Below are 15144 nucleotides of genomic sequence, written 5' to 3'. Positions count from 1 at the left end.
ACGGCTCTTGGAATACTGAATACAGTCCTTCAAAATCTAAAGTACGAAAGTATTGACTTTTTGCTAGTAACGATGTTATATTAATAAGGTCGCTTCGATGCGGCGAAAAAAATAAAAAAGATATTGACATGTTAAGCTGAAAATGATATGTTATAAGAGTCGCTTTTAGAGGACAAAACAAATGTTCCTTGAAAACTGAACAAAACGAAGCGTCCAAATAGAAAAGCGAAGGCGAGCGACACCTTGCGGTGTCGGCGTCGAATTAAAAGCCAATCAACTTTCTTTTTGGAGAGTTTGATCCTGGCTCAGGACGAACGCTGGCGGCGTGCCTAATACATGCAAGTCGAGCGGACCGAACGGGAGCTTGCTTCTGTTCGGTTAGCGGCGGACGGGTGAGTAACACGTGGGTAACCTGCCCGTAAGACCGGGATAACTCCGGGAAACCGGGGCTAATACCGGATAACACCGAAGACCGCATGGTCTTTGGTTGAAAGGTGGCTTTTGCTACCACTTACGGATGGGCCCGCGGCGCATTAGCTAGTTGGTGAGGTAACGGCTCACCAAGGCGACGATGCGTAGCCGGCCTGAGAGGGTGACCGGCCACACTGGGACTGAGACACGGCCCAGACTCCTACGGGAGGCAGCAGTAGGGAATCTTCCGCAATGGACGAAAGTCTGACGGAGCGACGCCGCGTGAGCGAAGAAGGTCTTCGGATCGTAAAGCTCTGTTGTTAGGGAAGAAGAAGTACCGTTCGAATAGGGCGGTACGGTGACGGTACCTAACGAGAAAGCCCCGGCTAACTACGTGCCAGCAGCCGCGGTAATACGTAGGGGGCGAGCGTTGTCCGGAATTATTGGGCGTAAAGCGCGCGCAGGCGGTCCCTTAAGTCTGATGTGAAAGCCCACGGCTCAACCGTGGAGGGTCATTGGAAACTGGGGGACTTGAGTGCAGAAGAGGAGAGCGGAATTCCACGTGTAGCGGTGAAATGCGTAGAGATGTGGAGGAACACCAGTGGCGAAGGCGGCTCTCTGGTCTGTAACTGACGCTGAGGCGCGAAAGCGTGGGGAGCAAACAGGATTAGATACCCTGGTAGTCCACGCCGTAAACGATGAGTGCTAAGTGTTAGAGGGGTTAAACCCTTTAGTGCTGTAGCTAACGCGTTAAGCACTCCGCCTGGGGAGTACGGCCGCAAGGCTGAAACTCAAAGGAATTGACGGGGGCCCGCACAAGCGGTGGAGCATGTGGTTTAATTCGAAGCAACGCGAAGAACCTTACCAGGTCTTGACATCCCCTGACAACCCTGGAGACAGGGCGTTCCTCCCTTTCGGGAGGACAGGGTGACAGGTGGTGCATGGTTGTCGTCAGCTCGTGTCGTGAGATGTTGGGTTAAGTCCCGCAACGAGCGCAACCCTCGCCCCTAGTTGCCAGCATTCAGTTGGGCACTCTAGGGGGACTGCCGGTGACAAACCGGAGGAAGGTGGGGATGACGTCAAATCATCATGCCCCTTATGACCTGGGCTACACACGTGCTACAATGGGCGGTACAAAGGGCTGCGAACCCGCGAGGGGGAGCGAATCCCAAAAAGTCGCTCTCAGTTCGGATTGCAGGCTGCAACTCGCCTGCATGAAGCCGGAATCGCTAGTAATCGCGGATCAGCATGCCGCGGTGAATACGTTCCCGGGCCTTGTACACACCGCCCGTCACACCACGAGAGCTTGCAACACCCGAAGTCGGTGAGGTAACCCGTAAGGGAGCCAGCCGCCGAAGGTGGGGCAAGTGATTGGGGTGAAGTCGTAACAAGGTAGCCGTACCGGAAGGTGCGGCTGGATCACCTCCTTTCTAAGGATGATAAACGTGAATATAGTGGGCGCGGAGTTTTGTTCAGTTTTGAAGGAACATTACCCATTCCTTCAAACGTTTTGTGTCTGCGTCTGCTAGTGAATTCGAGGAAGCAGGATTCCTCGACACAAGGCAGCAGAGAAGCAGATTCAAGGCAGTAGCCTTGTTCAGTTTTGAGGGAACATGTTTAATGTTCTTTCAAAACAGAGGCTTTGTGTCAGAAGCAGTCTTGTGCCTGCGTCTACAAGCAGGTTCGAGGGAGTTAGGTTCCTCGGCACAAAGCTGCAGAGAAGCGAACTCAAAGTAGTAGCTTCGTTCCTTGAAAACTAGATAACCGGAAGGAAAAGCGGAGGCGCCGCGATCAGCTCTCGAAGCTAAATGTTCTTCACCTGCAGAAGTGCTTGCACTTCAAGGGAGAAGGTTATTTGGCACAAGAGAGCTAGGCGCCGAAGCTAGACATAGGAAGAAGCCGAGAAGCGAAGGCGGCAAGCATGAAGCTGTTTTCGCATGGTTAAGTTAGAAAGGGCGCACGGTGGATGCCTTGGCACTAGGAGCCGATGAAGGACGGGGCAAACGCCGAAACGCTTCGGGGAGCTGTAAGCAAGCGTTGATCCGGAGATGTCCGAATGGGGAAACCCACTGCCCGTAATGGGGCAGTATCCATACCTGAATCCATAGGGTATGGAGGGCACACCCGGGGAACTGAAACATCTAAGTACCCGGAGGAGAAGAAAGCAACCGCGATTCCCTGAGTAGCGGCGAGCGAAACGGGAACAGCCCAAACCAAGAGGCTTGCCTCTTGGGGTTGTAGGACCACTCACATGGGAGTTACAAAGGAACGGGGTAGACGAAGCGGTCTGGAAAGGCCCGCCAGAGAAGGTGACAGCCCTGTAGTCGAAACTTCGTTCCCTCCCGAGTGGATCCTGAGTACGGCGGGACACGGGGAATCCCGTCGGAAGCAGGGAGGACCATCTCCCAAGGCTAAATACTCCCTAGTGACCGATAGTGAACCAGTACCGTGAGGGAAAGGTGAAAAGTACCCCGGAAGGGGAGTGAAAGAGAACCTGAAACCGTGTGCCTACAAGTAGTCAGAGCCCGTTTATGGGTGATGGCGTGCCTTTTGTAGAATGAACCGGCGAGTTACGATGACGTGCGAGGTTAAGTCGAAGAGACGGAGCCGCAGCGAAAGCGAGTCTGAATAGGGCGTTTAGTACGTTGTCGTAGACCCGAAACCAGGTGATCTACCCATGTCCAGGGTGAAGGTAGGGTAACACCTACTGGAGGCCCGAACCCACGCACGTTGAAAAGTGCGGGGATGAGGTGTGGGTAGGGGTGAAATGCCAATCGAACCTGGAGATAGCTGGTTCTCCCCGAAATAGCTTTAGGGCTAGCCTCAAGGGAAGAGTCTTGGAGGTAGAGCACTGATTGAGCTAGGGGCCCTCATCGGGTTACCGAACTCAGTCAAACTCCGAATGCCAATGACTTATCCTTGGGAGTCAGACTACGAGTGATAAGATCCGTGGTCGAGAGGGAAACAGCCCAGACCACCAGCTAAGGTCCCAAAGTGCACGTTAAGTGGAAAAGGATGTGGAGTTGCCCAGACAACCAGGATGTTGGCTTAGAAGCAGCCATCATTTAAAGAGTGCGTAATAGCTCACTGGTCGAGTGACTCTGCGCCGAAAATGTACCGGGGCTAAACGTGCCACCGAAGCTGTGGGATGACCATTGGTCATCGGTAGGGGAGCGTTCTAAGCGCGCCGAAGCGGGACCGGAAGGACTCGTGGAGCGCTTAGAAGTGAGAATGCCGGTGTGAGTAGCGAAAACAGAGGTGAGAATCCTCTGCACCGAAAGCCTAAGGTTTCCTGAGGAAGGTTCGTCCGCTCAGGGTTAGTCGGGACCTAAGCCGAGGCCGAAAGGCGTAGGTGATGGGCAACAGGTTGAGATTCCTGTACCACCTCCTCACCGTTTGAGCAATGGGGGGACGCAGGAAGGTAGGGCGAGCAGGCTGCTGGAATAGCCTGTCCAAGCGGTTAGGCTGCCAGATAGGCAAATCCGTCTGGCGCAAAGGCTGAGCCGTGATGGCGAAGGGACCATCGGTCCCGAAGTCCCCGATCCTACACTGCCAAGAAAAGCCTCTAGCGAGGTGAGAGGTGCCCGTACCGCAAACCGACACAGGTAGGCGAGGAGAGAATCCTAAGGTGCGCGGGAGAACTCTCGTTAAGGAACTCGGCAAAATGACCCCGTAACTTCGGGAGAAGGGGTGCTCTCTTGGGTGATGAGCCCGAGAGAGCCGCAGTGAAAAGGCCCAAGCGACTGTTTATCAAAAACACAGGTCTCTGCGAAGCCGAAAGGCGAAGTATAGGGGCTGACACCTGCCCGGTGCTGGAAGGTTAAGGGGAGCGCTTAAGCCGCAAGGCTGAAGGTGCGAACCGAAGCCCCAGTAAACGGCGGCCGTAACTATAACGGTCCTAAGGTAGCGAAATTCCTTGTCGGGTAAGTTCCGACCCGCACGAAAGGTGTAACGACTTGGGCACTGTCTCAACGAGAGACCCGGTGAAATCATACTACCTGTGAAGATGCAGGTTACCCGCGACAGGACGGAAAGACCCCGTGGAGCTTTACTGCAGCCTGATATGGAATTTTGGTATCGCTTGTACAGGATAGGTGGGAGCCTGAGAAGCCGGAGCGCCAGCTTCGGTGGAGGCGCCGGTGGGATACCACCCTGGCGGTATTGAAATTCTAACCCGCACCCCTGATCGGGGTGGGAGACAGTGTCAGGTGGGCAGTTTGACTGGGGCGGTCGCCTCCCAAAAGGTAACGGAGGCGCCCAAAGGTTCCCTCAGAATGGTTGGAAATCATTCGTAGAGTGCAAAGGCACAAGGGAGCTTGACTGCGAGACGGACAGGTCGAGCAGGGACGAAAGTCGGGCTTAGTGATCCGGTGGTTCCGTATGGAAGGGCCATCGCTCAACGGATAAAAGCTACCCCGGGGATAACAGGCTGATCTCCCCCAAGAGTCCACATCGACGGGGAGGTTTGGCACCTCGATGTCGGCTCATCGCATCCTGGGGCTGTAGTCGGTCCCAAGGGTTGGGCTGTTCGCCCATTAAAGCGGTACGCGAGCTGGGTTCAGAACGTCGTGAGACAGTTCGGTCCCTATCCGTCGCGGGCGCAGGAAATTTGAGAGGAGCTGTCCTTAGTACGAGAGGACCGGGATGGACGCACCGCTGGTGTACCAGTTGTCCCGCCAGGGGCACCGCTGGGTAGCTATGTGCGGAAGGGATAAGTGCTGAAAGCATCTAAGCGTGAAGCCCCCCTCAAGATGAGATTTCCCATCGCGTCAAGCGAGTAAGATCCCTCGAAGATGACGAGGTCGATAGGTCCGAGGTGGAAGCGTGGCGACACGTGGAGCTGACGGATACTAATCGATCGAGGACTTAACCAAGCGGAAAAGCGGAGGCGAGCGCTTAGCGCCAAAAGGAAAATGTTCTTCCGACGAGACATGTTTGCATGTCGACGGAGGAAGGTTATTTTCCGCAAGTTGCGCCTGCGATTACTCGGCGCATGTCAGCGAAGATGCTTATTTAAGTAGCTGACACGCTGCGAGCCGGAGCTGGACAAAGCGAAAAGCGTAGGCCGCCTATGCAAAACGGCTTCTTCCAAACAGACGGTTATCTAGTTTTGAGGGAACGAAATCCCTCTTGACAAACGTGATGATTGGAATATAATAATATGTGGCCAATTGAAGTGCTTGCCTAGTGACAATAGCGGAGAGGAAACACCCGTTCCCATCCCGAACACGGAAGTTAAGCTCTCCAGCGCCGATGGTAGTTGGGGCCAGCGCCCCTGCAAGAGTAGGTCGTTGCTAGGCAGGCAAAAAATTAGAGAGCTGACAAGTTCTCTAATTTTTTTGCTCAGCTTATATAAAACCATTGAGTTTTTAATGACGCCATTTAAATCCTCTCCCCCAAAACTAGAAGCGTTATCATCGTTTCCTAGACCCCCTTTTTGATTTAGTATAGGAAACGGAAGCTGTGAAAAGAGGGTGTCCCAAAAATTTGTGGACACCCTCCCTTTTTTATATTTAGAAGGAGAAAGGAGTGATCACTTGCAGGGAAAGCGATGTACTGTAACTCATTTTTATCATACATATTTTCTTACCAATGATTGGTTTGTTTTTGAATGATCATGTTTTTATTGCGCTTTTACGGTAGTTGAAAACATGTCGAATGTAAAAAACTATTCTCCTTTTTTGATTTCGATTTTCTTTTTTGTCCCATCAGGAATTAGGCGATGAAGATGAATAAACAATAGACCATTGTGATATGTTGCCTCAATTCGATCTTCCTTTACTGCAAAGGGAAGCGGGATCGTTGTTTCCCATTCTCCTTGAAAAATTCCTTCTTCGATTAATTCGAACCCTTTGAATTGCAAATTAATATTTGCTTTAATTTCTAATGTTTTATAGTACACATAAAGTTCAACATCTTCCATTTTTTCTAATCCCGGTAAACTGACAACGATTAATAGCTCGTTGTCCTTTTTGTATATATTCATGCCAGATTGCTTTTTCGTTGTCGGTAAGAATGATTGGAAACTCCCCCAAAAATCTCCTTGAAAAAACTGTTCCCATTGTTTTGTCCATTCGGGAAACGAGTTAAACGGGTTTGACTTCACGGCAACTCCCTCCTCCGCTATTTCATCATATGTTTTCTATACCGTTTTGTGAGAATGAATAGAAAACACGAACATTAATAGTATAAATAAATTAAATGTTCGATTTTATATTGACATCTTCTGAAAAAGGTTGGTAAGATAATAGTAACTTCATAAAGTGAATCACCCTCATATAATTTTGGGAATATGGCCCAAAAGTCTCTACCCAATAACCGTAAATTATTGGACTATGAGGGAAAGGATCGTATTGGCTTTTTTCGTCACCTTATAGCCGAGGTATGCCCAGAACGATGCTTTCCCTTATCAATAGGAGGAACGTTCGTTCTGGTTTTTTATATGAAGAGAATCAAAGAGGTGAATGCCACATGCAGCCGCTTGTTGGTGTGATCATGGGAAGTCAATCGGATTGGGAGACAATGAAATATGCTTGCGATATATTAGAAGAATTACAAATTCCGTTTGAAAAAAAAGTAGTTTCCGCCCATCGAACGCCAGATTACATGTTTGAGTATGCGGAGACGGCGGAAGAAAGAGGAATTAAAGTCATTATTGCCGGAGCAGGGGGAGCGGCGCATTTACCAGGGATGGTTGCTGCTAAAACGACGCTGCCGGTGATTGGTGTGCCAGTGCAGTCAAAAGCGTTAAACGGATTAGACTCGCTTTTGTCCATTGTACAAATGCCGGGAGGTGTACCAGTGGCGACGGTCGCCATCGGCAAAGCGGGAGCTACAAACGCGGGGCTTTTAGCAGCCTCGATGTTAGGCATTCATTACCCGCAGTACATGGAGGCGCTAAAAAAACGCAGGGAAACGATAAGAAAACAAGTAATGGAAAGCAGTGATCAACTTGTGTAATCGACAAATCATTCCTGGACAAACGATTGGAATTATTGGCGGTGGACAACTTGGGCGGATGATGGCAATCGCTGCGAGAGAAATGGGATTTCGCGTTGCCGTTCTTGATCCAACCCCAGATTCTCCATGTGGCCAAGTGGCGGATATCGAGATTACGGCAGAATATAACGATCTTGAAGCAATTCGAAAGCTTGCTGCGGTGAGTGATGTCATTACGTACGAATTTGAAAATATTGATGCGAATGCTTTAAATTGGCTCGTGGAACACGCGTATGTGCCGCAAGGAAGCAAGCTGCTTGCCATTACGCAAGACCGTGCGATGGAGAAAAAGGCGATTACAGATGCGGGACTTCCTGTTGCACCGTACGTCGAAGTGCAATCCAAAGAGGAGCTGGTTTCGGCCATTGAAACGGTCGGTCTTCCTTGTGTACTCAAAACACGCCGCGGCGGCTATGACGGCAAAGGACAATTCGTCATCCGCAACAAAGAAGATGTCAAGGAAGCGCTATCCTTATTAGCGGTTGGCCCTTGTGTATTAGAACGCTGGCTTTCGTTTGATAAAGAAATTTCCGTTATCGTAACAAGAAATGGACTTGGGGAGATGGCCGTATTTCCGGTCGCGGAAAATATTCATGTCGATAATATTTTGCACGAAACGATTGTTCCAGCACGAATTTCCGGGCACATAGCGCAAAAAGCGGTTCGTTATGCGGAAACGCTCGCTGGCTATTTTGGGCTCGTCGGAACGTTAGCGGTTGAAATGTTTTTAACAAAAGAAGGGGATATTTATATTAATGAGCTTGCCCCTAGACCGCACAACTCAGGTCATTATACAATTAATGCTTGTGTGACATCTCAATTTGAGCAGCATGTCCGTGCCATCTGCAACTGGCCGTTAGGAAGCACAGAGCTGCTAAAACCAGCCGTGATGGTGAACATTTTAGGTGAGCATATGGAACCAATCCTTCAGAATATCGAAAAACTAAGCCACGTTCACCTTCATCTTTACGGCAAAAAAGAAGCAAAACCGAAAAGAAAAATGGGGCACGTAACGGTGCTCGCGGAAGATGTCAATGCAGCACTTAAAATGATTGATTCATGGCAAATTTGGAATGATCGGAGGCTGGAACACGTATGATTGAACGTTACACAAGACCGGAAATGGGAGCGATTTGGACGGAAGAAAACCGTTTCAAAGCATGGCTTGAAGTTGAAATTTTAGCTTGTGAGGCATGGGCGGAGCTTGGGGTAATTCCAAAAGAAGACGTCGAGCTTATCCGCAAAAATGCATCGTTTGATATTCAGCGTATCAAAGAAATTGAGGAAGAAACGCGCCATGATGTGGTTGCTTTTACGCGCGCGGTTTCGGAAACGCTAGGCGAAGAGCGAAAATGGGTGCATTACGGTTTAACGTCTACCGATGTCGTTGACACAGCGTTATCGTATTTGTTAAAGCAGGCGAACGAGATTTTGTTGAGAGATTTAGAAAACTTTATTCAAGTATTGAAAGAAAAAGCGCAGGAACATAAATATACGGTGATGATGGGGCGCACGCACGGCGTTCACGCCGAACCGACAACATTCGGTCTTAAAATGGCGCTTTGGTATGCGGAGATGCAACGTAATTTAGAACGTTTTAAACAAGCGGCGGAAACGGTGCGCGTCGGGAAAATTTCCGGTGCGGTTGGAACGTATGCAAATATTGATCCGTTTGTTGAACAATACGTATGTGAAAAACTCGGGTTAAAACCAGCGTTGATTTCCACACAAACGTTGCAGCGCGACCGCCACGCGTATTATATGGCGACGTTGGCGCTCATTGCGACGTCGATTGAAAAATTCGCTGTTGAAATTCGTGGTTTGCAAAAAAGCGAAGTACGCGAAGTGGAAGAGTTTTTCGCCAAAGGTCAAAAAGGTTCTTCGGCGATGCCGCACAAACGCAATCCGATCGGTTCGGAAAATATGACAGGAATGTCGCGCGTTCTTCGCGGTTATATGTTAACGGCCTATGAAAACGTGCCTCTTTGGCATGAGCGTGATATTTCCCATTCTTCTGCTGAGCGCATCATTTTGCCGGATGCGACGATCGCGTTGAACTATATGCTAAATCGCTTTACGAACATCGTGAAAAACTTGAAAGTCTATCCGGAAAACATGAAGAAAAATATGGATCGCACATTAGGGCTTATTTATTCGCAGCGCGTATTGCTCTCGTTAATTGATGCCGGCATGACGCGCGAAGAAGCGTACGACTTAGTGCAGCCAAAAGCGATGGAGGCATGGGAAAAACAAGTGCCGTTCCGTTCGCTCATTGAAGCGGATGAGCGGATTACAAGCCGCTTAACGAAAGAACAAATCGATGACTGTTTTGATTATCACTATCACTTAAAGCATGTGGATACGATTTTTGAACGGTTAGGATTGTCGTAATGATACATCGGCAAGGAATCCCTTGCCGATGTACAACTAAAAAAATTCCCAATATTCTGGATTAGGGGGCCTTTTTGATGGTCAAAAAGCTGGCATTGCTATATGAAGGAAAAGCGAAAAAAGTGTATACGACTGATGATGCGAACGTATTATGGGTCGAGTATAAAGATAGCGCCACTGCGTTTAACGGGGAAAAGAAAGCGATGATTGCGGGGAAAGGGCGTCTTAATAACGAAATTACAAGTGTATTATTTTCAAAGCTTTGTGAAGCAGGAATTCCAAATCATTTTATTCAAAAATTATCTGCTACGGAGCAGCTTGTCAAGAAAGTGACGATTATTCCTCTAGAAGTGGTTGTCCGCAATGTTGTTGCTGGGAGTCTAGCAAAACGGCTTGGCATCCCAGAAGGAACCCGCTTGGAAAAGCCTCTCATTGAATTTTATTACAAAAACGATGACCTCGGTGATCCTCTCTTATTAGAAGATCACATCGCGATTTTAAAGCTGGCTACCTCAGAACAAATTGCTGTTTTGAAGGAACTAGCTTTAAAAGTGAATGACGTATTAACGAAACATTTCGCAGACTGCCGTGTGAGATTAATTGATTTTAAATTAGAGTTTGGCGTTGATGCAGAAGGAGCGATTTTGCTTGCCGATGAAATTTCCCCAGACACTTGCCGTTTGTGGGATATGGAAACGAACGAAAAGCTTGATAAAGACGTATTTCGCCGTGATTTAGGAAGCTTAACGGATGCCTATGAAACGATTTTACAACGATTAGGGGGAGAATCAGCATGTACAAAGTAAAAGTATATGTTACGTTACGAGAAAGTGTGCTAGACCCGCAAGGAACGGCGGTGAAGGGAGCGCTCCATAGCTTGTCTTATAAGGAAGTGCAGGATGTACGAATCGGAAAATTTATGGAGCTTGTCATCGAAAAAAGCGAGCGCGATATTGATGTCCTTGTTCGTGAAATGTGCGAAAAGCTCCTAGCGAATACAGTGATTGAAGACTACCGCTATGAAATTGAGGAGGTAGTCGTACAGTGAAATTCGCGGTCATTGTGTTTCCAGGTTCCAACTGTGACGTCGATATGTATCATGCGATTGCCGATGAATTAGGAGAAGAAGTGGAATATGTATGGCATGATGCGGAAAACCTTGATCGATTTGACGCCATTTTGCTTCCAGGAGGATTTTCCTATGGAGATTATCTTCGCTCCGGAGCGATCGCCCGCTTTTCCAATGTCATGAAAGCAGTGAAAAAAGCGGCAGATGAAGGAAAGCCGGTGCTAGGCGTATGCAACGGGTTTCAAATTTTGCTAGAAGCAGGACTGCTTCCAGGAGCGATGCGCCGCAATAACAGTTTGAAATTTATTTGCCGTCCGGTTTCATTAAGAGTCGAAAATAACGAAACGATGTTTACGTCCGCTTACAAACAAGGGGAAGTGATTACGATTCCAATCGCCCACGGTGAAGGCAATTATTACTGTGATGAGCAAACACTGAAGCGGCTGATCGAAAATCGGCAAATCGTCTTTCGCTATCATGGGGAAAACCCAAATGGAAGCTTGGACGACATCGCTGGAATTGTCAATGAAAAAGGGAACGTACTTGGAATGATGCCGCATCCGGAGCGAGCTGTTGATTCGCTTCTTGGCAGCGCTGACGGATTAAAATTGTTTCAATCGATCGTGAAATATTGGAGGGAAACACATGTCGTTACTGCTTGAGCCAACCCCAACAATGATTAAAGAAGAAAAACTGTATCGGGAAATGGGATTAACGGATGAAGAGTTCGCGATGATCGAGAAAATTCTTGGACGTCTGCCAAACTATACAGAAACGGGAATTTTCTCGGTCATGTGGTCAGAACATTGCAGCTATAAAAATTCTAAACCTGTACTAAAAAAGTTTCCGACGGAAGGAAAACATGTGCTTCAAGGTCCAGGGGAAGGAGCGGGCATCGTTGACATCGGTGATGGGCTGGCGGTGGCGTTTAAAATCGAAAGCCATAATCATCCGTCCGCCATTGAACCGTATCAAGGAGCGGCGACTGGTGTCGGCGGGATCATCCGTGATGTATTTTCGATGGGAGCGCGCCCTATCGCTTTGTTAAACTCGCTTCGGTTCGGGGAATTGACTTCTCCGCGCGTAAAATATTTATTTGAGCATGTCGTTGCGGGAATCGCTGGGTACGGCAATTGCGTTGGCATTCCAACCGTTGGCGGCGAAGTGCAATTTGATGCGGCTTATGAAGGAAATCCGCTCGTTAACGCCATGTGTGTCGGCATCATCCGTCATGAAGACATCCAGCGTGGAATCGCATCGGGTGTAGGGAATACGGTCATGTACGTCGGAGCAAAAACAGGACGCGACGGCATTCATGGAGCGACGTTCGCTTCCGAGGAATTGACCGAGCAATCAGAAGCGAAACGACCGGCTGTTCAAGTCGGCGATCCATTTATGGAAAAGTTATTGCTTGAAGCGTGCTTGGAAGTAGTAAAATCCGATGCGCTTGTTGGCATTCAAGATATGGGAGCGGCGGGCTTGACGAGTTCTTCGGCGGAAATGGCGAGCAAAGGGGGTTTTGGCATCGAGATGAACTTAGATCTTGTTCCACAGCGCGAGGCAGGCATGACTCCGTATGAAATGATGCTGTCCGAATCGCAAGAACGGATGCTGCTTGTCGTCAAACAAGGACGCGAGCAAGAAATTTATGAGTTGTTTGCAAAATATGGGCTCGAAGCGAAAGCGATTGGCAAAGTGACCGATGACAAAATGCTCCGCCTTTATTTTCGTGGGGAAGTCGTCGCCGAAATCCCGGTCGACGCCTTAGCCAAAGATGCGCCAGTATACCATAAACCGTCGAAAGAACCAGCATATTATCGCGAATTTCAAGCGATGGAACCGTATGTTCCGGCTGTTTCCAACTATGAAGAAACGCTGCTTTCGTTATTAGCCCAGCCAACGATTGCAAGCAAAGAATGGGTGTATCAACAATACGATTACATGGTGCGGACAAATACGGTCGTTGCCCCAGGATCGGACGCTGCGGTCTTGCGCATCCGCGGCACGAACAAGGCGCTGGCGATGACGACCGATTGCAACTCGCGCTACATTTATTTAGATCCAGAAACGGGTGGAAAAATCGCCGTGGCGGAAGCGGCGCGAAACATTGTCTGTTCAGGAGCGAAACCGCTGGCGATTACAGACTGCTTAAATTTCGGCAATCCAGAGAAACCAGAAATTTTTTGGCAGCTAGAAAAAGCCGTTGACGGAATGAGCGAAGTTTGCCGAGTGTTAGGAACTCCAGTCATTAGTGGAAACGTTTCTTTATATAACGAAACAAATGGAGAAGCCATTTATCCGACACCTGTTATCGGCATGGTTGGACTCGTGGAGGACATTCGTCATATTACTACACAAGCGTTTCAACAAGCAGGCGATCTCATTTATGTGATTGGGGAAGCGAAGCAGGAGTTCGGCGGAAGCGAGCTGCAAAAATTGCTAGAAGGCCGCATTTTTGGAAAAGCGCCGGAAATTGATTTAGCAACGGAAGCAAAGCGGCAGCAAGAATTGCTGACGGCGATTCAAGCAGGAGTCGTCGCATCCGCGCACGATATCGCAGAAGGCGGTTTTGCGGTCGCTCTGGCGGAATGCGTGATGAGCACAAACGGCCTTGGCGCGAAAGTAACAGTGGACGGGGATATAACGTCTCAATTATTTAGTGAAACACAATCTCGTTTCATCGTTTCCGTGAAAAAAGAAAATCAAGAAAAGTTTGAAAAGCTTGTGGAAGCGAAGCTTATTGGCGAAGTAACAAACGATGGCACGCTTCTTGTTGAACGAGCGAGCGGAGAAGTTGTCATCCAGCTTTCAGTCGAGCAAATGAGAAGCGTTTGGAAAGGAGCTATTCCATGCTTGCTGAAATCAAAGGATTGAACGAAGAGTGTGGTGTTTTCGGCATTTGGGGACACGAAAATGCGGCGCAAATAACATATTACGGTTTGCATAGTCTTCAGCATCGCGGACAAGAAGGAGCGGGAATTGTTGTCGCCCATCAAGGAATGTTGCAAGGACATAAAGGATTAGGGCTTGTTACCGAAGTGTTCAGCAACGGAGAGCTTCAAGCGCTAAAAGGATCGGCCGCCATCGGTCATGTTCGTTATTCAACCGCGGGAGGAGGCGGCTATGAAAACATTCAGCCGCTTCTGTTCCGTTCGCAAACCGGAAGCATTGCGCTTGCACATAACGGCAATCTCGTCAACGCGATGGACTTAAAGCTTCAGCTGGAGGAGCAAGGTAGCATTTTCCAAACGACATCGGATACGGAAGTGTTTGCTCATCTCATTCGCCGCAGCCATGCGCCGACATTCAAAGAGCAAATTAAAGAAGCGCTCACGTATGTTGAAGGAGCGTTCGCTTTCCTGCTATTGACGGAAACAGCGTTGTACGTGGCGCTCGACCCGCATGGGTTCCGCCCGCTTTCCATCGGGCGGCTTGGCAATGCATATGTTATCGCTTCCGAAACGTGCGCGTTTGATGTCGTTGGCGCGACGTATGAGCGGGAAGTGGAACCGGGAGAGCTAATCATCATCAGTGCGGAAGGAATGCGTTCTGAACGATTTGCACAAGCGCAATCACGTTCGATTTGCAGCATGGAATACATTTATTTTGCTCGTCCAGACAGCAATGTCGATGGCATCAACATTCATACAGCAAGAAAAAATCTGGGGAAACGCCTGGCGCTTGAAGCTCCGGTGGAAGCGGACATTGTCACCGGCGTGCCTGATTCAAGCATTTCCGTTGCGATTGGTTACGCGGAAGCCACGGGTATTCCGTATGAGCTTGGGCTCATTAAAAACCGATATGTCGGACGTACATTTATTCAGCCGTCCCAGTCACTTCGCGAACAAGGAGTAAAAATGAAACTTTCCCCGGTACGCGGCGTTGTCGCGGGAAAACGCGTCGTCATGGTCGATGATTCGATCGTGCGCGGCACGACAAGCAAACGCATTGTTGCGATGCTTCGCGAAGCAGGAGCGACGGAAGTGCATGTCCGCATCAGCTCGCCGCCGATCACTCATCCTTGTTTTTACGGGATTGATACATCCACAAAAGAGGAATTGATTGCGTCTAAGCATACGGTAGAAGAAATCCGCCAAATCATCGGAGCAGATTCCTTGGCGTTTTTAAGTCAGGAAGGGCTGTTAGAAGCGATTGGGCGCCCTCCTCATCTACCATTACGCGGGCAATGTATGGCATGTTTTACCGGAAACTATCCGACAGATATTCATAAAGCGCGGTCGCTGTTTATGGCAACAAAGTAAAAAAGGGGGACT

The 15144-nt window shown here is 49.0% G+C and carries 9 protein-coding genes, 3 rRNA genes and 1 riboswitch; of the genes, 11 read left to right on the top strand and 1 reads right to left on the bottom strand.

Annotated features, from left to right (window positions below; genetic code table 11):
- Nucleotides 1–282: 282 nt before the first annotated feature.
- The 3 genes from FNL97_RS16290 to rrf all read left to right on the top strand — a co-directional run bounded on the left by FNL97_RS16290 (nucleotide 283) and on the right by rrf (nucleotide 5711).
- Nucleotides 283–1841, top strand: a 16S ribosomal RNA gene (locus tag FNL97_RS16290).
- 509 nt (nucleotides 1842–2350) lie between these two features.
- Nucleotides 2351–5285, top strand: a 23S ribosomal RNA gene (locus tag FNL97_RS16285).
- A gap of 309 nt (nucleotides 5286–5594) precedes the next feature.
- A 5S ribosomal RNA gene (gene rrf / locus FNL97_RS16280) occupies nucleotides 5595–5711 on the top strand.
- The 16S, 23S and 5S rRNA genes sit together here, the layout of an rRNA operon.
- Nucleotides 5712–6079: 368 nt before the next feature.
- Here rrf and FNL97_RS16275 read toward each other — a convergent pair.
- Nucleotides 6080–6517: an Hsp20/alpha crystallin family protein gene (locus tag FNL97_RS16275; RefSeq protein WP_012748998.1), complete on the bottom strand. Its 438-nt coding sequence runs from the start codon at nucleotides 6515–6517 to the stop codon at nucleotides 6080–6082.
- Nucleotides 6518–6665: 148 nt separating this feature from the next.
- Nucleotides 6666–6767, top strand: a riboswitch (purine riboswitch).
- Nucleotides 6768–6882: 115 nt separating this feature from the next.
- Here FNL97_RS16275 and purE point away from each other — a divergent pair.
- The 8 genes from purE (at nucleotide 6883) to purF (ending at nucleotide 15132) form a co-directional block, all read left to right on the top strand.
- The gene (purE, locus tag FNL97_RS16270) at nucleotides 6883–7371 is read left to right on the top strand and encodes a 5-(carboxyamino)imidazole ribonucleotide mutase (protein WP_012748999.1); all 489 of its coding nucleotides are present in this window, start codon (nucleotides 6883–6885) and stop codon (nucleotides 7369–7371) included.
- Complete coding sequence (gene purK / locus FNL97_RS16265; protein WP_205729477.1) at nucleotides 7355–8509, top strand: 5-(carboxyamino)imidazole ribonucleotide synthase; 1155 nt, start codon at nucleotides 7355–7357, stop codon at nucleotides 8507–8509. Before purE ends, purK begins: the two co-directional genes overlap by 17 nt.
- Nucleotides 8506–9801, top strand: a complete 1296-nt coding sequence (gene purB, locus FNL97_RS16260; protein WP_062678387.1) for an adenylosuccinate lyase — start codon at nucleotides 8506–8508, stop codon at nucleotides 9799–9801. The genes purK and purB overlap by 4 nt, the downstream gene beginning before the upstream one ends.
- A gap of 77 nt (nucleotides 9802–9878) precedes the next feature.
- Nucleotides 9879–10607 (top strand): phosphoribosylaminoimidazolesuccinocarboxamide synthase, encoded by a 729-nt coding sequence (purC, locus tag FNL97_RS16255; RefSeq protein ID WP_143416189.1) that lies wholly within the window; start codon nucleotides 9879–9881, stop codon nucleotides 10605–10607.
- Nucleotides 10595–10849 (top strand): phosphoribosylformylglycinamidine synthase subunit PurS, encoded by a 255-nt coding sequence (gene purS / locus FNL97_RS16250; RefSeq protein ID WP_012749003.1) that lies wholly within the window; start codon nucleotides 10595–10597, stop codon nucleotides 10847–10849. Before purC ends, purS begins: the two co-directional genes overlap by 13 nt.
- Nucleotides 10846–11532, top strand: a complete 687-nt coding sequence (gene purQ, locus FNL97_RS16245; RefSeq protein ID WP_012749004.1) for a phosphoribosylformylglycinamidine synthase subunit PurQ — start codon at nucleotides 10846–10848, stop codon at nucleotides 11530–11532. Before purS ends, purQ begins: the two co-directional genes overlap by 4 nt.
- The gene (gene purL, locus FNL97_RS16240) at nucleotides 11516–13744 is read left to right on the top strand and encodes a phosphoribosylformylglycinamidine synthase subunit PurL (protein WP_143416188.1); all 2229 of its coding nucleotides are present in this window, start codon (nucleotides 11516–11518) and stop codon (nucleotides 13742–13744) included. The genes purQ and purL overlap by 17 nt, the downstream gene beginning before the upstream one ends.
- Nucleotides 13720–15132 (top strand): amidophosphoribosyltransferase, encoded by a 1413-nt coding sequence (gene purF / locus FNL97_RS16235; RefSeq protein ID WP_143416187.1) that lies wholly within the window; start codon nucleotides 13720–13722, stop codon nucleotides 15130–15132. Before purL ends, purF begins: the two co-directional genes overlap by 25 nt.
- Nucleotides 15133–15144: the final 12 nt, after the last annotated feature.

Origin of the sequence: Geobacillus sp. E263, from assembly GCF_007197795.1 — a bacterium.
Classification (GTDB): domain Bacteria; phylum Bacillota; class Bacilli; order Bacillales; family Anoxybacillaceae; genus Parageobacillus_B; species Parageobacillus_B toebii.
Note: the sequence above shows the minus strand (reverse complement) of the source record. Positions and strands in the feature narration are given on the sequence as shown.

Bases quoted from the DNA above. Each gene is read 5' to 3' on its own strand.
- purE (WP_012748999.1), top strand. From the start codon at position 6,883: ATGCAGCCGCTTGTTGGTGTGATCATGGGAAGTCAATCGGATTGGGAG.
- purB (WP_062678387.1), top strand. From the start codon at position 8,506: ATGATTGAACGTTACACAAGACCGGAAATGGGAGCGATTTGGACGGAA.
- purC (WP_143416189.1), top strand. From the start codon at position 9,879: ATGGTCAAAAAGCTGGCATTGCTATATGAAGGAAAAGCGAAAAAAGTG.
- purS (WP_012749003.1), top strand. From the start codon at position 10,595: ATGTACAAAGTAAAAGTATATGTTACGTTACGAGAAAGTGTGCTAGAC.
- purL (WP_143416188.1), top strand. From the start codon at position 11,516: ATGTCGTTACTGCTTGAGCCAACCCCAACAATGATTAAAGAAGAAAAA.
- purF (WP_143416187.1), top strand. From the start codon at position 13,720: ATGCTTGCTGAAATCAAAGGATTGAACGAAGAGTGTGGTGTTTTCGGC.